General features: G+C 47.0%; 23 protein-coding genes and 2 other annotated features. Of the genes, 2 read left to right on the top strand and 21 right to left on the bottom strand.

All coding sequences use genetic code 11. From position 1 onward, the window contains the following. The first annotated feature begins 20 nt into the window (after positions 1-20). The gene (locus tag BUA56_RS08425) at positions 21-1526 is read left to right on the top strand and encodes a UxaA family hydrolase (protein WP_072850844.1); all 1506 of its coding nucleotides are present in this window, start codon (positions 21-23) and stop codon (positions 1524-1526) included. A gap of 994 nt (positions 1527-2520) precedes the next feature. Here the strand turns inward: BUA56_RS08425 and BUA56_RS08420 are convergent. The 21 genes from BUA56_RS08420 to BUA56_RS08320 form a co-directional block, all read right to left on the bottom strand. Next, entirely contained in the window at positions 2521-3933 is a 1413-nt protein-coding gene (locus BUA56_RS08420) for an oxaloacetate decarboxylase subunit alpha (protein WP_072850842.1), read from the bottom strand. A 28-nt stretch (positions 3934-3961) separates the two neighbouring features. Continuing rightward, a complete protein-coding gene (locus BUA56_RS08415) occupies positions 3962-5110 on the bottom strand; it encodes a sodium ion-translocating decarboxylase subunit beta (protein WP_072850840.1) in 1149 nt (382 codons plus the stop codon). 72 nt (positions 5111-5182) lie between these two features. Next, on the bottom strand, positions 5183-5554 hold the full coding sequence (locus BUA56_RS08410) for a biotin/lipoyl-binding carrier protein (RefSeq protein ID WP_072850838.1): 372 nt from the start codon (positions 5552-5554) through the stop codon (positions 5183-5185). 18 nt (positions 5555-5572) lie between these two features. Continuing rightward, positions 5573-6340, bottom strand: a complete 768-nt coding sequence (locus tag BUA56_RS08405; protein WP_072850836.1) for an OadG family transporter subunit — start codon at positions 6338-6340, stop codon at positions 5573-5575. 14 nt (positions 6341-6354) lie between these two features. Further along, entirely contained in the window at positions 6355-7791 is a 1437-nt protein-coding gene (locus tag BUA56_RS08400; protein ID WP_072850834.1) for an acyl-CoA carboxylase subunit beta, read from the bottom strand. A gap of 176 nt (positions 7792-7967) precedes the next feature. Then, a complete protein-coding gene (locus BUA56_RS08395) occupies positions 7968-8624 on the bottom strand; it encodes a TetR/AcrR family transcriptional regulator (RefSeq protein WP_072850832.1) in 657 nt (218 codons plus the stop codon). Positions 8625-8674: 50 nt separating this feature from the next. Beyond that, on the bottom strand, positions 8675-9460 hold the full coding sequence (gene trpA, locus BUA56_RS08390; RefSeq protein ID WP_072850830.1) for a tryptophan synthase subunit alpha: 786 nt from the start codon (positions 9458-9460) through the stop codon (positions 8675-8677). Continuing rightward, positions 9453-10637, bottom strand: coding sequence for a tryptophan synthase subunit beta (gene trpB, locus BUA56_RS08385; protein WP_072850828.1), 1185 nt, complete (start codon positions 10635-10637; stop codon positions 9453-9455). Before trpB ends, trpA begins: the two co-directional genes overlap by 8 nt. Then, complete coding sequence (locus BUA56_RS08380; RefSeq protein WP_072850826.1) at positions 10630-11244, bottom strand: phosphoribosylanthranilate isomerase; 615 nt, start codon at positions 11242-11244, stop codon at positions 10630-10632. The genes trpB and BUA56_RS08380 overlap by 8 nt, the downstream gene beginning before the upstream one ends. 4 nt (positions 11245-11248) lie before the next feature. Next, positions 11249-12028 carry an indole-3-glycerol phosphate synthase TrpC gene (gene trpC, locus BUA56_RS08375; RefSeq protein ID WP_072850824.1) on the bottom strand — a complete coding sequence of 260 codons (780 nt, stop codon included), beginning with the start codon at positions 12026-12028 and terminating at the stop codon, positions 11249-11251. After that, positions 12025-13044: an anthranilate phosphoribosyltransferase gene (gene trpD / locus BUA56_RS08370; RefSeq protein ID WP_072850822.1), complete on the bottom strand. Its 1020-nt coding sequence runs from the start codon at positions 13042-13044 to the stop codon at positions 12025-12027. The genes trpC and trpD overlap by 4 nt, the downstream gene beginning before the upstream one ends. A gap of 27 nt (positions 13045-13071) precedes the next feature. Then, positions 13072-13641 (bottom strand): anthranilate synthase component II, encoded by a 570-nt coding sequence (locus tag BUA56_RS08365; protein ID WP_072850820.1) that lies wholly within the window; start codon positions 13639-13641, stop codon positions 13072-13074. Then, positions 13641-15101 carry an anthranilate synthase component I gene (gene trpE / locus BUA56_RS08360; protein ID WP_072850818.1) on the bottom strand — a complete coding sequence of 487 codons (1461 nt, stop codon included), beginning with the start codon at positions 15099-15101 and terminating at the stop codon, positions 13641-13643. The genes BUA56_RS08365 and trpE overlap by 1 nt, the downstream gene beginning before the upstream one ends. A gap of 62 nt (positions 15102-15163) precedes the next feature. After that, positions 15164-15413, bottom strand: a binding site (T-box leader). Between the two features lie 115 nt (positions 15414-15528). Further along, positions 15529-16884: a DUF4367 domain-containing protein gene (locus BUA56_RS08355; protein ID WP_084067790.1), complete on the bottom strand. Its 1356-nt coding sequence runs from the start codon at positions 16882-16884 to the stop codon at positions 15529-15531. Next, a complete protein-coding gene (locus BUA56_RS08350; RefSeq protein WP_072850814.1) occupies positions 16796-17413 on the bottom strand; it encodes an RNA polymerase sigma factor in 618 nt (205 codons plus the stop codon). The genes BUA56_RS08355 and BUA56_RS08350 overlap by 89 nt, the downstream gene beginning before the upstream one ends. A gap of 110 nt (positions 17414-17523) precedes the next feature. Further along, positions 17524-18744, bottom strand: a complete 1221-nt coding sequence (gene tyrS, locus BUA56_RS08345) for a tyrosine--tRNA ligase (protein ID WP_072850812.1) — start codon at positions 18742-18744, stop codon at positions 17524-17526. Between the two features lie 91 nt (positions 18745-18835). Then, positions 18836-19094, bottom strand: a binding site (T-box leader). Between the two features lie 93 nt (positions 19095-19187). Further along, the gene (locus BUA56_RS08340) at positions 19188-20417 is read right to left on the bottom strand and encodes a sensor histidine kinase (protein ID WP_072850810.1); all 1230 of its coding nucleotides are present in this window, start codon (positions 20415-20417) and stop codon (positions 19188-19190) included. Further along, positions 20414-21091 carry a response regulator transcription factor gene (locus BUA56_RS08335; protein WP_072850808.1) on the bottom strand — a complete coding sequence of 226 codons (678 nt, stop codon included), beginning with the start codon at positions 21089-21091 and terminating at the stop codon, positions 20414-20416. Before BUA56_RS08335 ends, BUA56_RS08340 begins: the two co-directional genes overlap by 4 nt. Positions 21092-21209: 118 nt before the next feature. Continuing rightward, complete coding sequence (locus BUA56_RS08330) at positions 21210-22739, bottom strand: ATP-binding protein (protein ID WP_072850806.1); 1530 nt, start codon at positions 22737-22739, stop codon at positions 21210-21212. Further along, positions 22729-24027, bottom strand: coding sequence for a vWA domain-containing protein (locus BUA56_RS08325; protein WP_072850804.1), 1299 nt, complete (start codon positions 24025-24027; stop codon positions 22729-22731). The genes BUA56_RS08330 and BUA56_RS08325 overlap by 11 nt, the downstream gene beginning before the upstream one ends. 46 nt (positions 24028-24073) lie before the next feature. Beyond that, the gene (locus BUA56_RS08320; RefSeq protein ID WP_072850802.1) at positions 24074-24415 is read right to left on the bottom strand and encodes a hypothetical protein; all 342 of its coding nucleotides are present in this window, start codon (positions 24413-24415) and stop codon (positions 24074-24076) included. A gap of 111 nt (positions 24416-24526) precedes the next feature. Here BUA56_RS08320 and rbr point away from each other — a divergent pair, with 111 nt between their 5' ends. Further along, entirely contained in the window at positions 24527-25117 is a 591-nt protein-coding gene (gene rbr, locus BUA56_RS08315) for a rubrerythrin (RefSeq protein ID WP_072850800.1), read from the top strand. The last annotated feature ends 184 nt before the right edge of the window (positions 25118-25301 follow it).

Genomic DNA, 25301 nt, shown 5'->3' with positions numbered 1-25301 from the left:
AGGAAAGGATACATGATTATATGAAGGAAACACAGCATCTGATACAAATTGCCCGGGAGGATAATGTGGCAGTTGCCCTTGCAGATTTACCTGCAGGAACCGTCTGCCGCGCGGGAGATACTGCTGTTACTCTGGCAGATCCCATCCCTTTCGGACACAAGGCAGCTCTCACAGACATACCAAAAGGAGAAAACATTATTAAATATGGGCATCCCATCGGGTATGCCTTGTGTACCATCCGAAAGGGTCAGCATATTCATACTCAGAACTTAAAGACGAATCTGGACGGAATTCTGGACTACACCTATACCCCCAACCAAACATGCCTGAACAGCTTTTCTGTCCCAAAAGAAAACGCTTTCTTTCAGGGATACCTGCGGCCGGATGGAAAGGCAGGCATCCGAAATGAAATCTGGATCATTCCAACCGTCGGCTGTGTGAATACCACTGCATCCCTTCTGGCCAAAGAGGCAAATAAGGCCTTTGGACAGCAAACAGATGGAATCTTTGCCTATACCCATAACATGGGCTGCAGCCAGCTTACCGAAGATTTTGAACGAACGCAGCAGATTCTCAAGGGCCTGATCCAACACCCCAACGCCGGAGGCGTCCTGGTCCTGAGCCTGGGGTGTGAAAACAATAATCTGGATGTATTTAAACCTGTCTTAGGCGATCTGGATCCCAACAGGGTAAAGTTCCTGGTAACCCAGGAGACAGAGAATGAATACGAGGAGGGAATGAAGCTACTGAAAGAACTGACGGACTATGCCTCTTCCATAAAGAGAGAAAAAGTATCCGCAGAGAAGTTAGTGATTGGTTTCAAGTGCGGAGGTTCCGACGCATTTTCGGGCATCACAGCCAACGCCCTCTGCGGCCGCATCACAGACAAACTAGTCCGCTGCGGGGGAAGCGCAATCCTCACCGAGGTACCCGAAATGTTCGGCGCTGAGACACTTCTGATGGAGCGGGCGGCATCGGAAAAAGTTTTTCAGGATGAAGTAAATCTAATCAACAATTTCAAACAATACTTCACCAAATACAAACAAACCATCTACGAAAATCCCTCCCCCGGAAATAAAAAGGGCGGTATTTCTTCCCTGGAAGAAAAGTCACTGGGCTGCACCCAAAAAGGCGGCCAGGCGCCGGTAGTGGGTGTGCTGGATTACGGCCAGTCGGTAGAAACACACGGTCTGAACCTCCTCACCGGCCCTGGCAACGATCAGGTGTCCTGCACCAATCTGGTTGCCAGCGGCGCCCAAATGGTACTCTTTACCACAGGCAGAGGAAACCCCTTCGGCACCCCTGTGCCCACAGTTAAAATCTCCTCCAACACGCCCCTCTATCAACGAAAAAAACACTGGATCGACTACAACGCCGGCCAGCTTTTAGAAGGAAAAACCTTTGAGGAAGTCACAGAGGATTTCTTCTCCTATCTCCTGAAGGTAGCATCCGGGGAAGTGAAAACACAAAATGAAATCTATGGGTATAAGGAGATCTCTGTGTTCCGGGATGGGGTTATTCTATAAAATGATAGTTTTGTGTATGTGAAGTTCGGGGTGAAATAGTCGGCAAGCGCATCGCAGACGGACGGATATAGGAGGGAGCACCGGGGAGACAGGGCCAGTCCAGGGGCCGGGGTATAGGGGCAGGTCAGCTCGAGGCTCCGCTCCCCTTAGCTAAGTCCTACCAGCTGCTAAGCTCGTCAGGAGAGCCTTCCTCGCCAATCAGCTGGTGGCCTGGATCTTCGGCTCACTCCGCTTGACCTCCCTGACTTGCCCCTATACCCCGGCCCCTGGACTGGCCCTGTCTCCCCGGTGCTCCCTCCTATATCCTGGCAGAGACTCACTTCACATTCACGGAAAACGGTTGCGTTGTTTTGCCCCTATACCCCGGCCCCTGGACTGGCCCTGTCTCCCCGGTGCTCCCTCCTATATCCTGGCAGAGACTCACTTCACATTCACGGAAAACGGGTGGGGAAGGTCGAGAGTTGTACACTTTTCCTCTTGTTCCGCACTATTGTCCGCTTGATGTTTTGGATAAACTGCCAAAAACCTCCCCCTGGAACTCCCCATACCCAGGTGAGAGGAATCCTGCGGCAGCGGGCGGGCTGGGTTGGGCGGGAGGGAGGCTTAAGGGCCGCGGACGGTTCCGCAGGAGTGATTAGAGAGTCTTAGGCAAAAACGGGATTCCCGCAGGAGATTTTTTCGGCAGTCAGGGCCGAAAAAAAGTGAGCATGGGCAGAGAATGCACATCAAGCATTCTTTGCACATACGAACGGTGCTCCGGCGGGGATTCCGGTTTTGTCTTAGACTCTCTTCACGACGGAGGTGTCCCCGGAACTTAAGCCTTCCTCCCGTACGAACCAGACAGCCCGCTGCCGCGGGATTTCTCTCACCGTCCCCCTGCCGCCTCATACCTTCCGACTTAGATCACCTTGAGCCGTAGTCCAAGTAATTGCATTAAATTCCAATTTAACCAAAAAAAGAGGACCATCACCTGGTCCTCTCTTTTCTCCCTATCCTAAACCGGATAAGCCTTATTCTCTGTATCTGCCACTGTAGGATCTACTTTTGTCTTCTGCGCTTCTCTGTATTTAAAGAAGTCAACAGCAACCTGCGGGAACAGTGCGTAAGTTAAAACGTCCTCATCCTGCTCTGACCACTGTGCCATCTCTCCTCTTAAGGTATCTAACTCATCAGGAATCAGATCTGCAGGACGGCAGGTAATCGGCTCTTTATCTCCGATACATTTCTTCTGAACCTCAGGATTAAAGGGTTTTACGGTTGCGCCGTATTCTCCGGAAAGTACAGCCTTTGTTTCCTTGGTAACCATCTTGTAGCGCTCTCCCATAAGTACATTGAACACTGCCTGTGTACCTACAATCTGAGAAGATGGAGTTACCAGAGGAGGCTCACCTAAATCTTTTCTTACCCTTGGTACTTCTTCCAGAACATCATAATATTTGTCTTCCGCATGCTGCTCTTTTAACTGTGACGTCAGGTTGGAGAGCATACCGCCAGGTACCTGGTATAACAAGGTTTTAATATTCACACCCATGTTCTTAGGATTCAGAAGGCCGCTGTCCAGAGCCTCGTCACGGATCGGACGGAAATAGTCCGCAATCTCTGCCAGCAGATTCTGATCAAATCCTGTGTCATATGGAGTTCCTTTAAATGTCTCAACCATTACCTCTGTGGCAGGCTGGGAAGTTCCCAGTGCGAACGGGGACATGGCTGTGTCAATTACATCGACACCGGCCTCTACTGCCTTTAAGTAGGTCATGGATGCCACACCGGATGTGTAATGGGTGTGAAGCTGGATCGGAAGGCTCACATTTTCCTTTAAGGCAGTGATTAACTCCGTTGCCTTATAAGGAAGAAGCAGGCCTGCCATATCCTTGATACAGATAGAGGTTGCACCCATCTCTTCAATTTTCTTGGCAATGTCAATCCAATACTCCAGGGTATAGGCATCTCCCAATGTATAGGAGAGAGCCACCTGAGCATCTGCTTTTTCTTTCACTGCAGCTTTGACAGCTGTCTGAAGGTTGCGCAGATCATTTAAGCAGTCAAAGATACGGATGATATCAATTCCATTGGAAACTGATTTCTGAACGAAATATTCCACTACATCGTCTGCGTAGGGACGGTATCCCAGAATATTCTGTCCGCGGAATAACATCTGTAATTTTGTATTTTTAAATCCATCCCGGAACTTACGAAGTCTGTCCCATGGATCTTCTTTTAAGAAACGCAGGGATGCGTCAAAGGTTGCACCTCCCCAGCACTCTACGGAATGGTAACCTACCTGGTCCATTTTATCTACGATTGGAAGCATCTGCTCTGTTGTCATTCTTGTGGCAATCAGAGACTGATGGGCATCACGCAGAATAGTCTCAGTAATTTTGATTGGTTTCTTTGCGATTTCTGACATATTCTTACCTCCATTCTTATTTTAACTATTAAACTCCAAAGATTGCCATGAATGTACCGGCTGCTACTGCAGTACCGATAACACCGGCAACATTTGGTCCCATGGCATGCATCAGCAGGAAGTTTGTAGGATCTGCCTCAGCTCCTACCTTCTGAGACACACGGGCTGCCATAGGAACGGCAGATACACCAGCAGAACCAATCAACGGATTAATCTTTCCGCCGGACAATTTGCACATCAGTTTGCCGAGGAGCACACCGCCTGCGGTACCCACAGCGAATGCAACCAGACCCAGGACTACGATTTTGAGTGTATCCAGGTTCAGGAATGCCTTAGCGCTTGTAGATGCACCTACGGAAGTACCAAGTAAGATAACTACGATGTACATAAGAGCATTGGATGCTGTCTCTGTTAACTGCTTTACAACACCTGATTCTCTGAACAGGTTACCCAGCATAAGCATACCTACCAGAGGAGCCGTAGTGGGGAGAATCAGACAAACAACGATTGTGATAATAATAGGGAACAGAATTTTTTCCAGTTTTGTTACCGGGCGAAGCTGTTCCATCTTAATTTTTCTTTCTTTCTCAGTAGTGAGAAGCTTCATAATCGGCGGCTGAATAATTGGCACCAGTGACATATAGGAATAAGCTGCCACGGCAATGGGGCCCATCAAAGTGGTCTGTCCCAGTTTACCAGCCAGGAAGATAGAGGTCGGACCATCCGCCCCTCCGATAATGGAAATAGCCGCCGCAGCTTTTCCATTGAATCCTAAGAAAATTGCTAAGAAATATGCCCCGTAGATACCCAGCTGCGCTGCGGCACCCAGAAGGAAGCTTTTGGGGTTGGCAATCAGGGGACCAAAATCGGTCATGGCGCCAACACCCATAAAAATCAGAGACGGCAGTATACTCCACTCGTCAAGCAGATAGAAATAGTGGAGAAGTCCGCCCACGCCGTTTGATGCATCTTCGGCTCTCAGCATAATATCCGGATAAATGTTAACCAGCAGCATACCGAATGCAATCGGAACCAGCAGCAAAGGTTCAAAACCTTTTCTTATTGCCAGAAATAAGAATACACAGGCAACTGCGATCATCAGATAGTTTCCCCATGTTAAATTAAAGAAAGCAGTCTGATGAAGCAGGTTAGACAGTGTTTCTGTTACATAAGACATTTTTTTACCTCCCATTGTAAGTTTTCAGGCAGGCAGATACCTGCCGCAGGGAATTTACACAGAATGCAAATTCTAGTTCATTGATGCTAAGATGTCACCAGACTCAATGGCGTCGCCTACAGATACATCAATACTTGCAATGGTTCCGTCCTGAGGTGCTACAACCGGAATCTCCATTTTCATGGCTTCCAGAATAATAATCGCGTCACCGGCCTTCACAGCCTGTCCTGCAGAAGCTTCTACTTTAAATACCTTACCTGGTACGGAAGCTTTTACTTCAACAGCCCCTGCTGCCCCTGCTGCTGCCTTTTTAGGTGTTGCTGCAGGTGCTGCCTTAGGTGCAGCTTTTGGCGCTGCCGCCGGTGCTGCAGGAGCGCTGCCGGTACCTTCTTCTACGGTTACATCATATGCAGTTCCATTCACTGTAATTGTATAGTTTTTCATGATTTTTCCTCCTATTGATTAAGCTCTCTGCCAATTTCTTTTATTTGATTTTCTGATAGATCTTACTACAAAACTGTCAGTGGAAGTATTCTCAGATGCTGCAATCGCCGCTGCGATTGCTGCTACCAGCTCTCCGTCATCCACAAGCTCTTCTTCCTGCACCAGGGCAGGAGCTGCAGCGGTTGCTGTTTCTGCTGCAGGCGCTGTTTTCTGGGGAGCAGCCTCGCTCTTCTTAAACTTACTTTCAATGGCTGGTATAAATTTAAAAAGATAAATCAGAAAGCTCAGGAAGATCAGCATACAGAACACAATGCCGACTCCCATCAGTGTATTCATACCGGCTCTCTGTAATTTGGTTCCCATGGAGTACTGTACATCAATACCCATAGAGGTAGCAGCGTACTTTTTATCAAATGTAATAGTAAAAACTGCTTCTTCCTTTTCAAATTTAGTTGGTATGGTAACCGTAATCATATCTTTATCTGTCTCCAGAGCGGCATCTCCCATACTCACATAGGCACCCAGTTCATCTCTGCTCCCCTGCCATGCTTCCATAGCAGATACAGAGAATGCATCTTCGGATTCCAGATAAGACTGTATGGTCTCATCATCCATGACCACAATTGCTTCAACGGCGGACTGGGCAGACTGAATCAGCTGACTTTGAATGTCTTCGCTCACCTCAAGCCCAGTGCTCTCATCCTTCTTCCCACCGCAGGCGGTAAGGGCAGCGAAGAGAACGCCCATCAAAACAATGCTAAATATTTTTTTCCATGTCTGCTTCATATGATTCACCTCGCCTAAACCGTGCCATGTTTCTTACTTGGTCGGTCTTCTCTCTTTGTGAATAACATTTCAAAAGCTCCAATCACATATTTTCTTGTGTCTTCTGCTTCAATAATTGTGTCCACATATCCTCTCTTCGCAGCTGCCTGAGCGCTTGACTGAAGAGTTGCATATTCTGCTGCTTTTTCATTGATTGTCGCTGCGTCTGCGCCTGCATACATAATCTTTGCCGCCAGCTTTGCATCCATCATACCGATCTCTGCTGTAGGCCATGCAAATACCATATCTGCTCCGGTAGATTTGCTGTTCATAGTCAGGTATGCACTTCCGTAGGCTGTGCCAATCACAACGTTCACCTTCGGCACAGTTGCATTTGTATATGCATATGTTAATGCCGCAGCTGCTTTTGCCATATTCGCTTCGGCACATTTTGTTGCTTTATATCCTTTTGCGTTGGTAAGCGTCAGCACTGGAATATCAAAAGCATCACAGAAATCTACAAATTCTGCCGCCTTTTTACATCCTCTTGCAGAGAGGACATTGTCGAATTCTTCTGTCTTATTGCCTTCTGCATCATATACTTCGGTTCTATTGGCAACACATCCAACGGTTGCGCCGTTCAGACGGATAAAACCAGTTACCATGTCTTGCGCATAGCTGGATTTCACTTCAAAAAATACATTATTATCTGCAATCTGAGAAAGAGCAATAGAAGTATCGCCGACACAGTTAGCAAGTTCTGTACAAACCCGATTTAAATCATCTGTACATTCTGTGTAAGACATATCATCTTCGTTGTTGGCCGGAAGCATACTTACCAAAGCTCTCATCTGTGCTATGATTTCTTCTTCACTTCCCACACCGTCTACCAGTCCGGTCTCTTCGCTCTGGAACTTTGCGCTGGATGTATCGCATTTGGAGATTTCATTCCCGTCAATTGCGTTGGGAGAGTTTACAAATAATTTGCCTTTTTTCTCTTCCATAAATGTAAAATCTGTCATCGCAGATGCAATGGCAAGACCGCCTCCGCACGTTCCGAAGATACCTGTAACCTGAGGTATCACACCTGATGCCAGAGCCTGCTTGGTGTAGATTTCGCCGAATCCGTTTAATGCGTCTGTAGCCTCTTCCAGACGAAAACCTGCGCAATCTACCAGTCCGATTACAGGTGCTCCTGTCTTCATTGCCAGATTATAGAGGTTTGTGATTTTTTTAGCATGCATTTCGCCGATGGTTCCGTTTAATACAGAAGCATCCTGGCTGTAAACATAGACTAAATTGCCGTCGATCACACCATAACCTGTAATGACACCATCAGACGGTGTTTCCTTTTCAGATAAGTTGAAATCCGTATTTCTAGCTGTAATCTGCCCGCCGATTTCAACAAAACTGTTCTCGTCAAGTAAAGAATTAATTCTTTGACTTGCTAAGCTTTGTGCTGTACTACTCATTCTTCAGCCCTCCATTTTTTATTATTGACCAAAATTTTACCAATGTAAAACCAATTTCTGCCGAGTATAATTGTACCTTGTTTCACGACTTTTTTCAACATGTATTTTGTGAAAATTTTAATGAAAAAAGGGCAAAAAAAGCCGGGGTTTCTGGCTTTTTTTCTAAAGAACCCCGGCTATTTTAAACGATATTTATTAGTTATTTCCTGAATCATATAAAAAAACTTCACTGCAGCCTCTTTTGCTACTCCCGGATTCCGGTAATCCATCCTGTGTTCCATAAGCATTCCGTGAAAAAGATAACAATTCATCTCACTCAATATCCTGGCCGCTTCCGGCGTAATCTCCCCTGCCCGGGCTGCCCTTTGAAGCATCATATAATCCCTCTGTTTCAGGTCATTGCTGAAAAACACACTGTCTGAAAGACCGTCAAATTCTGTCACATCTTCCGGAAACATCCGGTAATATTCAAAAATAGTGTCTCCCAGATTCTCTTTATACTTGCCGAAAAATAGCATTTCATAGATGGGGATCGACGCAAAGGCATACCTTGCAAAACAGTTCCACAGCGTCAGATACTGCTCCAGAGGATTCATATTTTCGTTCAATGTGTTTTTAAAACAGCGGATATAATCCTGAAGAAAACGCACGGAAGCATACATAATCAACTGATCCATATCTGCAAAATGTTTATACAATGCAGTACTGCTCAGACCCAGTCCGCTTGTTATTTTCCGGATGCTCAGGCCCTGCAGGCCTTCCCGCTGCATAATCTCATAGGTCCTTTGAATCAGCTCTTTTTTCGTATTTTTTTCTCCCATTTTTTCACCCATATCTGTCCTTTACAGCTGCAAATCCCGTATCTTTTTTAGAAGAATCTCAGTTACCGCAGGGATTCCCCGGATACTGCCGCTTTCATCTTTTTCACATACTCTGCCACCGGTGCCACAGCATTTTCCCCATAGCTGGCGACGATTTTAACAATAGCTGACCCCACAATAGCCCCGTCTGAAATCCGGGCCATTTTGGCCGCCTGTTCCGGTGTGGAGATGCCGAATCCTACGGCACAGGGAACCTGGGTTTCCTCCCGGATCATAGCGGTCATCTCCCCCACATCTGTCTTAATCTCACTTCTGACGCCGGTAACCCCCAGGGAGGAAACACAGTAAATAAAGCCTTTCGCTTCCTTTGCAATCATCCGGATTCTCTCATTAGACGTGGGGGCCACAAGAGAGATCAGATCCACTCCAAAGGCTTCGCATTCCCCAGCAATCTCTTTCTTTTCCTCAAAGGGAAGGTCCGGTACAATCAGTCCGTCGATCCCGCATTCCACGCACCGTTTTAAAAAGCGTTCCTTTCCATACGTATAGATAGGATTGATATAGGTTAAAAACACTATAGGAACCGTAACCTTTTCCCTGGCTCTTTTCACCATATCAAAGAGCCTGTCTGTGGTACATCCCGCTGCCAGAGCTCTCTCATTAGCCTCCTGGATCACAATCCCTTCTGCGATGGGATCGGAAAAGGGAACACCGATCTCAATCAAATCCGCCCCGGCTTCCTCCATGGCAGCCAAAAGCTTTTCTGTCACGTCCAGATTGGGATCTCCTCCTGTCACAAAAGGAATAAATGCTTTTTTATTTTCAAATGCTTTATATATATTACTCATAGATTTCCACTCCTCTGTATCTTGCAATCGCCGCCACATCCTTGTCTCCCCGTCCGGATATATTGATCACGATGATTTTATCTTTCTCCATGGTTGGCGCCAGTTTTCTGGCATAGGCTACAGCGTGTGCGCTTTCTACCGCCGGAATAATTCCTTCTGTTCTTGATAAGTATTCAAAGGCGGCCACAGCCTCTTCGTCGGTTATGGGCACATACCGGGCCCTTCCGGTGCCGGCCAGATGGGCGTGTTCCGGTCCGATGCCGGGGTAATCCAGGCCTGCGGAAATGGAATAAACCGGAGCAATCTGACCGTATTCATCCTGACAGAACAAGGATTTCATCCCATGGAAGATGCCTTCGCTGCCCTTAGCAATCGTAGCCGCGTGTTTTGAAGTATCCACCCCCAGCCCGGCAGCCTCGCACCCAATCAGCTGCACCTCTTTGTGAGGAATAAATTCATAAAACGCACCCATAGCGTTGCTTCCTCCGCCTACACAGGCAATGACTGCATCCGGCAGCCTTCCTTCCCGCTCTGCAATCTGCTCTTTGATTTCTTTCCCAATGATTTTCTGAAAATCTCTTACAATCATGGGAAATGGATGGGGGCCCATCACAGAGCCGAGAACGTAGAGGGTATCGTCCATCCGCCGGGTCCACTCTCTCATGGTTTCATTCACGGCATCCTTCAGGGTCATGGTGCCGCTGGTTACAGCATGCACCTTAGCCCCCAAAAGCTCCATCCGGTACACATTCAGCGCCTGGCGGTCCGTATCCTCCTTTCCCATAAACACTTCACATTCCATACCCATAAGGGCAGCTGCCGTTGCTGTGGCCACACCGTGCTGTCCGGCACCTGTCTCTGCTATCACTCTTGTCTTTCCCATTTTTTTAGCCAGCAGCACCTGCCCTAAGACATTATTGATTTTATGGGATCCAGTATGATTCAGGTCCTCTCTTTTCAGATAAATCTTGGCTCCCCCCAGATCCTTTGTCATTTTCTCTGCATAGTACAGACGGGAAGGTCTCCCCGCATAATTTCTGTATAAATCATCCAGCTCTGCCACAAAGTCCGGATCCTCTTTGTAAGTATTATAAGCCTCCTCCAGCTCATGGACTGCATTCATTAATGTCTCAGGGATATACTGTCCTCCGTATTCCCCGTATCTTCCTTCACTCATATGCCCTTACCCTTTCTATAAATTTCTTTACTTTTTCAAAATCTTTATATCCGTCGGTTTCCACTGCACTGCTTACATCTACGGCATAGGGGGAAGCCGCCGCTATGGCCTCTCCTGCGTTGCTCTCCTGTAATCCCCCGGCCAGAAAAAACGGTTTGTCTATAGGCGGGATCAGATGCCAGTCAAATGTTTTTCCGCTTCCCCCATACATTCCTTTCGTATAGGTGTCCAAAAGGAGATAGTCACAGGGAAGCTCAGCCCCCTCTCGAATCTGCTGTCTGTCTCTAACTCTCAATGCTTTGATTACCGGAACCTCAACCTTTTCTTTCAGCCTCTGTATATATTCTGCACTCTCATCTCCGTGAAGCTGCACCATATCTATGATTTGGCTCTCACAGAGAGTCTCTATCACTTCAGGATATTCATTTACAAATACCCCCACTGCCTGAATCTCAGGGTCCAACGCCTTTTTCAGTTCCAGAGCGCTGTCAATCCCCAGCTGCCTGGGACTTTTGGCAAACACGAACCCCACATACTCGGGCCTGCATGTATTTGCCATTAGAATATCTTCTTTTCTGCGCATTCCGCATACCTTAATTTTTGTCATTCACTCACATCCCCTGAAGCATTCTGAGCATCTGCTTCTTATCTCTGCTTCTCATTAAAGTTTCTCCAATTAGTACACCGTTCACCTTTGCGCTGCGAAGTGCCTGTATATCCTCAGGGGTTTTTATGCCGCTCTCAGCCACAAAAATTTTGTCGGCAGGCGCCATGGAACGCAGCCGTATACTATTGTTAATATCCACGGTAAAATCCTTTAAGTTTCTGTTATTTACACCGATAATTCTGGCGTTGGCCTTTAGTGCGGATTCCATCTCCTTCTCGTCGTGGACCTCCACCAGCGCGGAAAGTCCAAGAGTATCGCACAAGGATATATACTCCGCAATCGTCTCTGTATCCAGAAGGGCACAGATGAGAAGCACCATGGAAGCGCCCAGGACTTTTGCCTCATAAATCTGATAAGGGTCCACTGTGAAATCTTTTCTAAGCACAGGAATGTTTACGTTCTCTGCGATCTCCTTCAGATACTTGTCACTCCCCATAAAATATTTCGGTTCTGTGAGGCAGGAGATCACAGCTGCGCCTGCCCGCTCGTATTCACCAGCGATCTCGAGATAAGGAAATTCTTCTGCAATGATTCCTTTGGAGGGTGATGCCTTTTTCACCTCGCAGATAAAGTGTATCCCCTCTTCCCCCAATATCTGCTCTGCCGGGAACCCCGTATCTCTCCCTTTTTTCAGAGCCTCCTCCCGGATGGTATGGTACGGGATTCTTTCCTTTGCTTTCTGTACCCTCCGGACGGCATGGGCTGCAATTTCTTCCAGTATCATCCTTTCACCTCTTTCGTTGCGGCAACAAACTCGTCTAATTTTGCCAGAGCTTTCTTTTCATCTATCAGGTCTGCGGCCATGGCAATTCCCTCCTTAAGGCTAATGTCATCAATTCCCAGATACAAGCTCATGCCGGCATTCATAAGGATTACATCTCTTTTTGGCCCCCGTTCGGTTCCCTCCAGGATATCCCTGGTAATCCGCGCATTCTCTTTTGGGCTGCCGCCTACCAGCTGAGAAAGCTCACACCGTTTCAGACCAAATTGTTCCGGTGAGATATTGTAGGAGGATATTTCCCCGAACCGAATTTCATATACTGTAGTCTCACCGGTCAGGGTAATCTCATCCAGGCCGTCATCTCCGCATACCACCACGCCTCTGGTCACTCCAAGATTCGACAGCACCTGTGCCAGGGGTTCTGCCAGTTTTCTGTCATACACCCCCAGAAGCTGCATAGTTGCCGCCGCCGGGTTTGATAAAGGTCCAAGAATATTGAATACTGTCCGGGCCCCCAGCTCCTTCCGCACAGGCGCTGCGTATTTCATGGAAGAGTGATAGGTCTGGGCGAACATAAAGCACATATTCGTCTGTTTGAGAACCTTTTCATTTTGCTCCGGGGACAATGCCACCTCAGCGCCGAGATGCTCCAGAACGTCAGCTGCTCCGCTTTTGCTGGATACGCTGCGGTTGCCGTGTTTCGCCACAGGAACTCCTCCGGCGGCGACAACAAAAGCAGAAGTTGTTGATATATTAAAGGTTCCGGCCTCATCGCCTCCCGTCCCCACAATATCTATGACCTCTCTCTCTGGCTTTAGTTTAATTCCCTTTTCACGCATCACAGTTGCAAATGCTGTAATCTCGTCTATGGTCTCCCCCTGCATGCGGAGCGCGGTTAAAAATCCCCCCATCTGGGCCTGGGTGGCTGTACCATCCATCATCTCTTCCATAACGCCTTTTGCCTCTTCATATGTTAAGTCTGAACCGTTTAATACTTTATGAATTGCCTCTTTAATCATGTTATCGTCCTCCTGTTTGTCATCGTTTTATTCTAAATTTAAAAAATTCTCCATTATTCTCCGACCGTTGGGAGTCAGTATCGACTCCGGATGGAACTGCACCCCGTATACCAGATACTTCTGGTGCTGTACTGCCATAATCTCACCATTTTTTGCCCTGCCGATTACTCTCAAACAGTCCGGCATAGTATCCGGGACCGCCACCAGGGAGTGATATCTGGCTACCGCTATCTCTCTGTCCAGTCCCCGGAACAAATAGCTTTCGGTATCTATTGTAATTCTGCTCTGTTTGCCGTGCATCAGTTCTTTTGCATGGCCGATAGCCGCGCCATAGGCTTCGCATATTCCCTGATGGCCCAGACACACCCCCAGAATGGGAATCTTTCCCTGAAGCTTTTTTACTGTCTCTTCACATATCCCCGCATCCCCGGGGTATCCTGGTCCCGGAGAGAGTATAATATGGGATGGCTGCAGCGCTTCGATCTCCTCCACTGTCATAGCATCGTTGCGGATGACCTTAATATGGGGGCAGATACTACCTGCCATCTGTACCAGATTATATGAAAAACTATCATAGTTATCGATCAGCAGTACCATTATTCCAGCACCTCCCCTGCATGTATGATTGCGTTCATCACTGCCGCCGCTTTATTGGCAGATTCCTCATATTCTTTTTCCGGAACACTGTCGGCCACGATGCCGCCGCCTGCCTGAACATATACTTTTCCGTCCTTTTTTACTGCCATACGTATGGCGATGCAGGTATCCAGATTGCCTGTAAAATCCAGATATCCCAATGCTCCTCCGTAAATTCCTCTCGGTTCGCTCTCCAGCTCCTCGATGATTTGACAGGCCCTGATCTTAGGGGCTCCGGAAAGTGTTCCTGCAGGCAGCACTGCTTCTATGGCGCTTAATCCGTCGCATTCCCTGCGTATCTCTCCTTCTACCTGAGAACATATATGCATGATTTTTGAATACTTGTGAATCATTTTATACTGGGTCACCTCAACTGTATCAAACTTAGAGATTCTGCCTAAGTCATTTCTTCCCAGGTCCACCAGCATATTATGCTCTGCCAGCTCCTTTTCATCTTTCAGAAGCTCTTCTTCCAGGTTTCTGTCCTCTTCTTCGGTCTCTCCTCTGGGGCGGGAACCGGCCACAGGGAATGTCGTCAGTCTTCCATTTTCCAGCCTGACCAAAGTCTCCGGGGAGGAGCTCATAATCTCTTCCCCGTCAATATGAAAATAGACCATATATGGAGAAGGATTGGTGGTTCTGAGCACCCGGTAGGGAAGTATCAGGCTGCCCTCATAGGGGCTTGTGAACTGTCTGGAAATCACTGCCTGAAAGATATCCCCATCCACAATATGCTCCTTGGTCTTCTCCACAATCCGGCAGTATTCCTCTTTGCTCACATTGCAGGAGAACTCTATCTTTTCTTTGGGAGCTTCCTGCTCTCCCACCGGCGCGTTGCGTATCAGGCTAATGATATTCTCTATATCCGCCATTGCCTTCCCATAGTTTTCCATCACCTTGTCTGTTTTCATATTCACAACAATGCAGATTTTCTGTTTCAGGTGGTCGTAGGCGATCACCTTATCAAAAAGCATCATATCGTAATCATTAAAATTGCCCTTTTTAATATTCAGGACCGGCTCTGCATACCCCATCATGGAATACGCGAAGTATCCCACGAATCCCCCTGCAAAAGGAGGCATTCCGGACAATCTTGGGGCTCTGTGGGATTTCATCACCTCACGGAGCACTTCCAGCGGATGTTCTGTGGGGATCACCTCTTTCTCCAGGCCCTGCTCTTTTATCACCTGACCATTTTTACAAAAGACACGCATCACAGGATCATATCCCAAAAAGGAGTATCTGCCCCACTTTTCACCGCCCTCTATGCTCTCCAGCAGAAAAAAGCGGTTGCTGATATTTGCCAGTTTTCTAAGTAGTGTAATTGGCGTAATTACATCTGCATAGATTTCCCTGCACACAGGAATTACCTGGTAGTCTTTTGCCAATTCTAAAATTTCTTCACAGCTTGGCTGTATCATAATATGTTCCTCCTTTTTGATTAGATATCCAAAGATCAAAAAAACCTCTGCCCCTTCTGAAACGAAGGGACAGAGGCAAACTCTGCGGTACCACCCAAATTGCCGATCACTAATCGGCCACTCTATCATGCACTGACATACATGCCCTGTTGATAACGGATAAGGCTCCCGTCGGTGTCTACTCTCTTCCAGGAAGATTTCAAGCCGCCCTCGCAAGTCCATTCAATAAAAACTGTTATTGCTGCTATCCCACCACCAGCAGCTCTCTGGAAATAAATATTTTTACCTACTACTCTTGCTCATTGGTTTGTTCTTTGAATTAGTTCTTTAATGTAATACAGTATATGGAATTTTTCTGTGTTTGTCAACCGTTTTTTTTATTCAGATTTGCAAACGGCATCCTGCTTACCGGGATGCCGTTTAATGCTTACCAGAAAAGATATTTGGTAAATTCAGAATTCTCCTGGAAAACCAGGCAGGTATCCTGAAGTCTGTCCTCTGCAATTGCGAAGCCCAGATGTATTGTTTTTGACTCTGAAGGCGCAAAATTCATATAATAAAAATGTTTTCTCTCCTGCAGATAGCTGGACTGATCGAAATAGAAAGGCATCTGATCCGGCTGTATGCCGTACATATCCTGGGATAAAATCCGATAAGTATCGCTGTCCTCTCTGCCGTACGTATACAGCCTGGGGGTTAGACCGATATCTTCAATCGTTTCCTCTGTGGTATTTGTCATCTCCATGGTCACCCAAAGGTATTTCATATTCACAGTGCCCAGATCCTTAGTTTTTGTCTCATTATCCTCCCAGACCACCTCTGTCCTCTGATAGGGAAGAAGGGTTCCGTCTTCGCTGATATACTCTCCAACTGCCTCCGGATCACTGAAGTATTGGGAATCCAGTGAGTCTGTGGGCACTTTATCAAGAATATCCACATCTTTTACCGTATAGGTCAGACTCTCTTGCCCGGCTCCTGCACTCTCCCCTATATCCTGGAAGTTTGCGTACGGCAGGGTGTCTCCTACACGGATGATGTCATCCTGTCCGAATTTCAACTGTTCCTCGATCACCTCCGGATCGTCCTTTACAGGTTTCTGAAAAGCCTGATATGTTTTGTCATCCTCCTGGACAACCTCATATCGGATATTCTCCGCCACCTTGATCACCTCGTCCAGAGGGATTTCATCGGAAGCCATAATCTCGATGACATTTCCCGTCTCTTCATAGAAAAGATAGATTATATGACTGTATTCGGATCCCTTTCTTGTTATTACCGTTGCTTTGACTCCGTTAATCGTAGTATCCTCTGCCTCGCTTGCCCCCGGCACGGTCAAATCACTCTGCCAGTTTGCCGACACAATCGAAATTCCGGTTCCTCCGTACTCCCCATTCAGAGAATATTTGTTATCATCCCACTCCTGATATCCCTGAGGCAGGTAATCTGCATAAATTTTAATGGGGGGAACGTATGTATCGTCTGTCCGTTCCAGATGAATATTCGCCTCTCCCTTATCTTTATCCACGTCTACACTGGCTTGATAGATAGAAATGGCCGCATATACGCTCAGCGATACACTCAGTACCAGCACGGCACAGGCGCAGGCCGCAGCTGTTCTGCTCCATCTTCTCCTGGTTTTTCCCCCGGCTGCTGCCAGAAGGCTCTCTTTCTTTTTCTGATATTCCTGTGAGAATTCATGATCTTCTTCCTGCTGAAGCTGTTCTCTCAGGTACTCTTCCCCCAGATTCTTCAATAATTGCTCCATATTGGGTTTCTGACTCATTTATTTCATCTCCCATCCGTTTTTCTATTAATTTTCTGGCACGCTCCATTCTTTTGGATACTACATCCTCTGATACATTGAGGATTCGTGCCGTTTCCCGGTTGCTGAATCCAAAGTAGCAGCGAAGTTTAATCACTTCCAGATAGATTGGCTGCAGTTCATAGAGAACTCTGCTTAAGAAATCTCTGTCCACAGCCTGCTGCCCGATATCTATAGATATTACCTTCTCCTGGGACAGCGCATCCTCCACGGTACACATCTCGCTGTCTCTGTAATTTTTCCTGTATTGATCAATGGCCGTTGTTTTCAGTATCCGCATAACCAGCCTTTTGGTTTTTCCGCTGTCAGCTTCTGTGATCCTGGGCAGATATTTCATCAGTTTTACAAATGCATCCTGTACGGCGTCCTCTGCCTGCTGCACCTGGTGCAGAACACAATACGCTGTCTTATACATATCCTGCTCATAAAGCCGGTATATGTCTTCCAGGATCTCTCTCTGGTCTGCCTTATTTTTAAGACGCAGACTCATCGATTCCACCTCCCCTTTTTCTTTTTTCGAGCGCTCTTATCTAATATAACGAATGGGGCTTCTGATTACTGACAAAAGAGCAGAGAAAATTACTTTCTCTGCTCCATTTCCTACAAGGTTACTTTTCTGAAGTTCTTTTTGCCTCTTTTTACAACAATGCCATCCCCTTTCAGGGATTCCCCGGGAACCAGATGCTTGATGTCCGTTATCTTCTCTCCGTCCACAGAGACGCCGCCCTGTTCCACTGCACGTCTTCCTTCGGAACGGGAGGGCACTAATCCGGATTTCTGGAGGAGTGAGATAATGTCAATGCTGCCGTCCGTAAGATCCGACTCCTCCAGCTGTGAGGCAGGCATATTCACCGCATTTCCCTTTGAAAACAACGCTCTTGCACCCTCCTGCGCCTTAAGGGCTTCCTCTTCGCCGTGCACAAGATTCGTCAGTTCATATGCCAGAATCTCTTTTGCCTTGTTCAGCTGGCTGCCTTCCCACTTGTCCATCTCGTCAATCTGTTCTATCGGAAGGAAGGTTAGCATACGCAGGCATTTCAGCACATCTGCGTCCCCCACATTTCTCCAGTACTGGTAAAAGTCAAAGGGTGATGTTTTCTTCGGATCCAGCCAAACAGCCCCAGACTGGGTTTTACCCATTTTTTTGCCCTCTGAGTTCAAAAGCAGCGTTATGGTCATGGCATACGCATCTTTTCCCAGCTTTCTTCTGATAAGCTCTGTACCCCCCAGCATATTGCTCCACTGATCGTCCCCGCCGAACTGCATGTTACAGCCGTATTTCTGGAACAGTGCATAAAAATCATAGCTCTGCATGATCATGTAATTAAACTCCAGGAAGCTCAGTCCCTTTTCCATACGCTGCTTGTAGCACTCAGCTGTCAGCATCCGGTTCACACTAAAATGAGGACCTACCTCTCTGAGAAGTTCTATATAATTTAGATCCATCAGCCAGTCCGCATTATTGACCATGAGTGCCTTGCCCTCAGAAAAATCAATAAAACGGCTCATCTGCTCTTTAAAACAGTCACAGTTGTGCTGGATCGTCTCCACCGTCATCATCTGGCGCATATCCGACCGTCCGGAAGGATCACCAATCATGCCCGTTCCTCCTCCGAGCAGGGCAATGGGTTTATTTCCGGCCATCTGCAGGCGCTTCATCAGACATAATGCCATAAAATGCCCTACATGAAGGCTGTCTGCCGTTGGGTCAAACCCAATATAAAAGGTTGCCTTTCCGTTATTGACTAATTCCTTAATCTCCTCTTCATCTGTTACCTGTGCAATGAGGCCTCTTGCCTGCAGTTCTTCATAAACTGTCATTTCTGTTCTCCCTTTCTCTTTTAAACTTATTATTCCATCTTGCAAGTTCTATAAGGATAAGAAAGCAAAAAAACTCCCGTCCTTCCCGTTGCGAAAGGACGGGAGAGATTCCCGTGTTACCACCTTACTTCACAGCCAGTTCACACTGACTGCCTTATCAAGTACAGCATTCGTTGCGATACTTCTGCACGGTAACGTGTGCAATTCCGTCGCAGCCTACCAACACAGTGTGTGCCTTCAGTGCGAAGCTCCAAGATGTATTCAGAATCAGTTTCTGCCTGCACCTCTCATCCGCCGGTTGCTTTCTGTAAGTTCCCCTGATTCCTACTTGTTCTTTTCTCTGCTTTTCTTTATCTTATACTCCGGGGACCGCTTTTTCACGGGTCCTCTTCGTTATGCGACATATGAAATTAAATTCAGTATACAAACAGCATTCCCGTTTGTCAAGTATCAAATACAACAGTAACTGTGGTTCCTTCCTCCAAACTGCTCTTTACCCTAATTTTTCCCCTGTGATTTTCTGTGATTGTCCTGGCAATGGCCAGTCCCAGTCCGTAACCTCCTGCTTTTCTGGATCTGGACTTGTCGGAGCGGTAAAACCGTTCAAATAAATGTTCCAGCTCTTCTTTGGGGATCACGTCCCCGGTGTTTTTTACCTCCAGGTGAATCTTTTCCTGTTTTTTTTCCAGATTTACGGTTATCTTTCCTTTGGGCTTTACGTACTTGCAGGCATTGTCCAAAAGGATGGCAATCAGCTGCTTAATCTGCCCCTCATCTCCAAGGAAGGATATCTCCGGAGAAATATTTTCCTCCAGAAGTACATCCCGCTCAAATGCCAGAGGTTCAAAGGGCAGGATACAGCTCCACAATACATTGCTCAGATCAAAGGCAGCGTATACCACAGGTGTCTGCATGGCATCGGATCTTGCAAGGAAAAGCAGATTGTCCAGGAGCTCCTTCATGCGCCCGGCCTCTGTCTGTGTATTTTCCAGCCATCTTTTTTCTTCCCGGATTGTTCTGTCCTGATGGTTGGAGAGAATGCTGAGGTTGGCCAGAATCACGGTTAGAGGCGTTTTAAGCTCATGGGAAGCATCTGCGATAAACTGCCGCTGCTGCTCCCAGGCTTTCTCCACCGGATTCAGCGCCCAGCGGGACAGAAAAAGGCTGACCACAAAAAAAGCAAGGAAGCCTCCGGCAAATACCAGTGCGCTGGCTGTGAACAGATTTTTCATTCCATTGATTTCTCTGCTGGCATCCACAAAAGCGATGATATTCCCCTGTTCCGTCTTTTTTATCTGATATCTCAGCTGGTAGCTGCGGAGCAGTCCTTTTTCTTCCCCCTGGCTGCGCACAGTTTCTGCAATCTCTATGGCATCCTCCTGGTCAATGTCCACTCCGCTGTCATCAATATTCAGGATATTTCCTTCCCCATCCAGGGCTATCACAAACAGAGCACCCATATTTATGGGGAGCTTTTCCTGTCTGGGCCTCATCTCCATCCTTGGAAGCAGGCTTCCCCTGCCTTCGCTCAGGGCATGATTCAGCGCAATATCACTGTCCATCTGGTATCTTTTGTAATTGGTGAAGCACAGTACACCGAATACAATCAACAGGACCAGAGTAACCAGTGACATATTTATAAGAATAAATTTTTTCCGAAGCTTCTTGATCATGCTTCCGCGGCCTCCAGCCTGTATCCCGCCTTGCGGATTGTGCCTATGGCTGTGCGGGATCCTAAAAAGTTCAGCTTCTTTCTCAGAAACGATATATAGGCTTCCACATTATTATCCTCCACATCCGCCTCCACGCCCCATACCTTTGTGATCAAAGTATCCTTCGATACAATAATTCTGGGATTGGACATTAGTATCTTCAGAATTTCAAATTCTTTATACCCTAAATGTATATTTTTTCCTCCGCACCAGAGGTCATTGGTAGACAGCACCAGCGTAAGGTCCTGAAACTTGAGTTCTTCCATAATTACCTCTCCCATGCGCCTGGTCAGTGCCCGTATCCTGGCCAATAGCTCTTCTTTTACAAAGGGTTTGGTCATATAATCGTCAGCCCCTTTATCAAGGCCCACCACTTTATCCCTCACCTCATCCCTTGCGGTAAGCATCAGGACGGGAACTTCTATTTTTTCTGCCCGAAGCTCCTTTACAATCTGGAATCCATCCAAACCGGGAAGCATCACATCCAGAACCACCACGTCATACTGACCGCTCAGAGCATAGCTCAGCCCGTCCCTCCCGTCATATACCACATCCGCCATATATTTTTCTTCCCGCATTATCTCGCCCAGGGCATCTGCCAGTCTGATCTCATCTTCTACAATTAATACATGCAATTTTTGTTCCCCGCTTTCCAGGTTATTCCACGTCCTATCACTATATTACAAGAATATAGTATCAGGCTGAAAATAGTCTGAAAGCCTTTCATCTGCCCTGCAGTCTGTTCAGTTTATTCTATACCTGCCACTGACGCTGAAGACTTTCTATCTCTTGTTTCAGTTCCTCTTCCCTCTCCCGGAATAAAAGCTTTTTGCTGCAGGCGAAGTATTCCGGACAGCCGTGCCGGCGTATGAAGTCCATCCCCTCACGGTTTTTTGACAGCCCGGTGACAAACAATATCATCTCCTGGTCATCCCCGAAGGTATCCTGCATAAAATCAAAGGCTTTTTTCAGAGCCTTTTGGGTCCGGAGTATTACCTGCTTTCTGCGTTCAGTCTCAAGAGCAAACAATGCACGCAGTTTTTCCACTGCCAGGTCTGCCCGGGTTAGTCTCTCCTCTTTTAAGATTAGCAGATATCCTTCCAGGATACGCAGCACCTTTTCTTCCAGTTCCTCTTCTTTCACAGATATCAGTTCCGCCTGTACCTTTACCTCCAGACTATGTCTCTGCTGTTCCAGAAAGTCTTCCAGAGCTGCTGAGCTGCTGTTGTCCGAAAGCCAGTCCCTGGCGGATAACAACCGCTGATGCAGACGCTTTACCAAAGCTTCTGCTTCTGTATATCTGCCAAAGTACTCACTCAGCTGATCCAGGAGGAGGCCGGCAATTGTCAGCCTTTCATCAAAGGCAGCCGCCTGTCCCATATCTACTTTCCGGGAGTATGCCTCTGCCCCCAGTGTTCCTTCCAGCATCTCTGTAATCTGATAGTCTCCCTGATATTTCTCATACAAATGATAATAGGAGGCAAAATCTCTGGCAATGTCCTCTTTCTGCAGATACTGTACCATTAAATCTTCTGTTACAGGTATATGCAGTTCTTCGTAGCTCTTTATCATTTCCGAAAGATCCTCCCAGCCTCTTGCTGTGACGAAGAATTTGCCCTCTGGGGTATTCTCTACTAGATAAAAGTTGTCTTTCCTGATATTCAGATACGACCGAATGCCCCCGTGTATACGATTTCCGCTGGCATACTCCATCCAGACACTGCAATCTGCCTCTACAAGAATCTTTTTTACACGGTCCAGAGTGACTACGTCAAATTCCCGGACGGACTTATTGTACGCAGGGGGGTTCCCTGCCGCCACAATCACCCAGCCTTGGGGAACCTTATGACTTCCAAAGGTCTTATTCTGCAGAAACTGAAGCATCGTCGGAGCCAGTGTCTCTGAGACGCAGTTAATCTCATCAATAAACAGGATTCCCTCCTGATGCCCGGTGCGTTCTATGCACTCGTATACAGAGGCAATAATCTCACTCATGGTATATTCGGTGACCTGAAAAGACGTGCCCTGATAAATCCTCTCCTCAATCCTCGGAAGTCCTATGGCACTCTGGCGGGTGTGGTGGGTAATGGTGTATGCCACCAGTCCCACGTTGCATTCCTCTGCAATCTGCTCCATAATAGCCGTCTTTCCGATTCCCGGAGGTCCTATTAAAAGTACCGGCCTCTGCCGGCTGCGGGGAAACAGATACTCTCCCCTCTCGTTTTTTCGGGTATATGCCCGTATGGTATTTTTTATCTCCGTCTTTGCCTCTTTAATGTTCATGGGATCCTCCCTCTAAAATCAACTTCGCAGCCCAGGCGGGAAGCATCTGCTGCTTCAGGCTTTCCTCCCGCAAAAATACAAATGCGGCCTCATAGTCCGGTTTCACCCTGGGGTAGATGCCGTCGCCGTCTGTAAAATATATCAGGGCTTTTAGATTTCTGATCTCTTTTTGCTTTTTCAGCTGCTCCACATAGTTAAAAACAGGGCGGAAATCAGTGCCTCCCCGGCCCTGGATCCGAATATGATCCCTATAGTTTTTCCAGGTCTCCCGGCTGGTAACAACGGCCACATCCTGAATATAGCAGTCACACTGTATGATAAATACTTTCATTTTTTGAAAAAAGTTCTCTTTTTCGCTTAAGATTGTATACGTTTCTTCCAGAAATCTCTGTACCATTTCCCTGGAGCAGGAGCCAGAGGTGTCAATGGCTATGACAAGCTCCTCCAGCTTATGTCCCTCTTTGTATTCCAAAGGCTCGATCAGGGGCATATTCCCATAATGCTCCATCCCGTAATGATAAAATATATAGTCAAAGCTCTCGGTATCCAGCTCCACTTCTTCTCTGGGTACTGCAAACCGCTTTAGAAAACTACGGTAGTCATATTTTCCCTTGTGCAGCCGCTCCACGCAGTCAGACCGGTCCCCTTTCCGGCTTCCCGCTCTTTTGCTCATCCCCCGCACATTCTGGCTGGTATAGGCTGTAATTTTCTCCCATTTATGTTTGACTGCTTCCAGTCTGCTGGGATCTGCCTTTTGTATCCAGAAGTGATGGTCATCTCTCATAAACGCTGTTCTCAATGCTTCCGCCGGCCAGGGGAATACCTCTTTCTGAAGCATATGGTAGAGGTTCTCAGCGGAAGCCGGGGTGCCCTGAAGACAGGCCATACAGTCCCGGGCTTCCGGTGCCAGCGGATACACAGCTCCCGCCATCCTTGCTGCCGCCATCTCGACCGCCATATCACAGGCCAGGTTCCACAGCGGGATATCCTTGTCCGGCTCCTCTGTTATATGCAGAAAGAGGCAGTGAAGTACCATATGAAGATATGCTGCCTTCACCCGTACAGGGGACTCCCTGTAGCAATCCATTACATATTCCGGGGAATAGTAGACCGAATCCCCATCCGTACCCCAGCTTCCCGTATCCTTTCCTGCCTGAAACCTCAGTCCTCCCAATGCTGCGGGATACAGAGGAAACCTGGTAAAAAGCTCATTTCTGCAGTTTTCCCATATTTTCAGGCACAGCAACTCTTTTGCCTGTCTAAGCGCCCGCTTCCTGTCTGTCTCCATTTGTCCTCACCTTTTCCGTTTTATCGCACTCCTTTTACTGTTTTCATCAGAAAGGAAATTCCTCATCCTCAAAGGAAGAATTCTGCTCCTTCCAATGGAGCAAAAAAGTCATTGCTCCTATCCTTCCCCTGTCTGCAGCCATGGTAATAAACGAATCTATCAGTTCTGTCTGCAGCCAGCCCAATTTTGCCGTACGGGTCAAAAGCTCCATATTTTCTTCCTCTATCAGCCGCTCCATCATAGGGCGGATTCTGCTTTTCAGATACCTTTCATAACGGTTTCTCAGCTCTTCATCAAAAACCTCCCCTGAAAAGTAGCGTTCTAAAGCAATATCCAGCTTAATCCTCCCCTGTCCCGACTCCAGAAATTTTTGATCCCGGGGATCCATGCGTTCGCCTCCCTCATCAGTTTCTATTCTTAAGCCATTATAACAAAAAATGCGTAAAATTTCTAATTTTGGTAAAAATATAGAGCATAAATATTGAAAGGATGAATTGTCATGTCAATTGATTTTAAAAACAGTGAAACAAAAGAAAACCTCATGCGTGCCTTTGCGGGAGAGAGCCAGGCCAGAAACCGCTATACCTTTGCCGCCTCACAGGCAAAAAAAGAGAAGCTTCCTGTCATTGAGGCCGTGTTCACCTTTACCGCCAATCAGGAAAAAGAGCATGCAGAAATATTTTATAACCACTTACAGGAGCTGGCAGGAGAAACTATAACCGTGGATGGAACCTATCCGGTTGACATTCACAGCAGCGTAGAAAAGCTTCTTAGAGCCGCACAGCATAATGAATATGAAGAACACGATGATGTATACAAAAACTTTGGAGATAAAGCAAAGGAAGAGGGATTTCCCAAAGTAGCTGCCTCCTTCCATATGATTGCAGAGATCGAAAAATTCCATGGGGATCGTTTTGGTAAGTTTGCCGAATGGATGGAGCAGAACAAACTCTTTGTATCCGATGTAGAAACAGGCTGGATGTGCCTCAACTGCGGATACATTTATCACGGAACCGAAGTTCCGAAGGAATGTCCTGTCTGCCATCACGAGAAAGGGTACTTTATTCGTCTGGAACTGGCACCTTTCTAAGGGGCTGTGAAAAAAGTCCCGTAAAAAAAGAACGCTTTCAGGTATACAAACCTGGAGGCGTTCTTCTTTTTGTGGTAAAATTAATCTACTATGAACAATAATACCGAGAAATATTATACCGCAAAACAGGGAAGGCTGCCACTGTTTTTTTCGGATTGTCTGGATCTCTGTGATCCAGTATTAG

It is taken from the genome of Lactonifactor longoviformis DSM 17459, assembly GCF_900129135.1.
GTDB classification, from domain to species: domain Bacteria; phylum Bacillota; class Clostridia; order Lachnospirales; family Lachnospiraceae; genus Lactonifactor; species Lactonifactor longoviformis.
This window is presented reverse-complemented; position numbering and strand designations above follow the sequence as displayed.

Excerpts from the sequence above, each read along its gene's own strand:
- BUA56_RS08320 (WP_072850802.1), bottom strand. The coding sequence starts at position 24,415 with ATGGATCCCCGGGATCAAAAATTTCTGGAGTCGGGACAGGGGAGGATT.
- rbr (WP_072850800.1), top strand. The coding sequence starts at position 24,527 with ATGTCAATTGATTTTAAAAACAGTGAAACAAAAGAAAACCTCATGCGT.
- BUA56_RS08380 (WP_072850826.1), bottom strand. The coding sequence starts at position 11,244 with ATGACAAAAATTAAGGTATGCGGAATGCGCAGAAAAGAAGATATTCTA.
- trpD (WP_072850822.1), bottom strand. The coding sequence starts at position 13,044 with ATGATTAAAGAGGCAATTCATAAAGTATTAAACGGTTCAGACTTAACA.
- BUA56_RS08395 (WP_072850832.1), bottom strand. The coding sequence starts at position 8,624 with ATGGGTGAAAAAATGGGAGAAAAAAATACGAAAAAAGAGCTGATTCAA.
- tyrS (WP_072850812.1), bottom strand. The coding sequence starts at position 18,744 with ATGACAGTTTATGAAGAACTGCAGGCAAGAGGCCTCATTGCACAGGTA.
- trpC (WP_072850824.1), bottom strand. The coding sequence starts at position 12,028 with ATGATACTGGAAGAAATTGCAGCCCATGCCGTCCGGAGGGTACAGAAA.
- BUA56_RS08355 (WP_084067790.1), bottom strand. The coding sequence starts at position 16,884 with ATGAGTCAGAAACCCAATATGGAGCAATTATTGAAGAATCTGGGGGAA.
- BUA56_RS08410 (WP_072850838.1), bottom strand. The coding sequence starts at position 5,554 with ATGAAAAACTATACAATTACAGTGAATGGAACTGCATATGATGTAACC.
- BUA56_RS08400 (WP_072850834.1), bottom strand. The coding sequence starts at position 7,791 with ATGAGTAGTACAGCACAAAGCTTAGCAAGTCAAAGAATTAATTCTTTA.
- BUA56_RS08330 (WP_072850806.1), bottom strand. The coding sequence starts at position 22,739 with ATGAACATTAAAGAGGCAAAGACGGAGATAAAAAATACCATACGGGCA.
- trpA (WP_072850830.1), bottom strand. The coding sequence starts at position 9,460 with ATGAGTAATATATATAAAGCATTTGAAAATAAAAAAGCATTTATTCCT.
- BUA56_RS08340 (WP_072850810.1), bottom strand. The coding sequence starts at position 20,417 with ATGATCAAGAAGCTTCGGAAAAAATTTATTCTTATAAATATGTCACTG.
- BUA56_RS08405 (WP_072850836.1), bottom strand. The coding sequence starts at position 6,340 with ATGAAGCAGACATGGAAAAAAATATTTAGCATTGTTTTGATGGGCGTT.
- BUA56_RS08425 (WP_072850844.1), top strand. The coding sequence starts at position 21 with ATGAAGGAAACACAGCATCTGATACAAATTGCCCGGGAGGATAATGTG.
- BUA56_RS08350 (WP_072850814.1), bottom strand. The coding sequence starts at position 17,413 with ATGAGTCTGCGTCTTAAAAATAAGGCAGACCAGAGAGAGATCCTGGAA.
- BUA56_RS08420 (WP_072850842.1), bottom strand. The coding sequence starts at position 3,933 with ATGTCAGAAATCGCAAAGAAACCAATCAAAATTACTGAGACTATTCTG.
- BUA56_RS08365 (WP_072850820.1), bottom strand. The coding sequence starts at position 13,641 with ATGGTACTGCTGATCGATAACTATGATAGTTTTTCATATAATCTGGTA.
- trpE (WP_072850818.1), bottom strand. The coding sequence starts at position 15,101 with ATGATACAGCCAAGCTGTGAAGAAATTTTAGAATTGGCAAAAGACTAC.
- BUA56_RS08415 (WP_072850840.1), bottom strand. The coding sequence starts at position 5,110 with ATGTCTTATGTAACAGAAACACTGTCTAACCTGCTTCATCAGACTGCT.
- trpB (WP_072850828.1), bottom strand. The coding sequence starts at position 10,637 with ATGAGTGAAGGAAGATACGGGGAATACGGAGGACAGTATATCCCTGAG.
- BUA56_RS08325 (WP_072850804.1), bottom strand. The coding sequence starts at position 24,027 with ATGGAGACAGACAGGAAGCGGGCGCTTAGACAGGCAAAAGAGTTGCTG.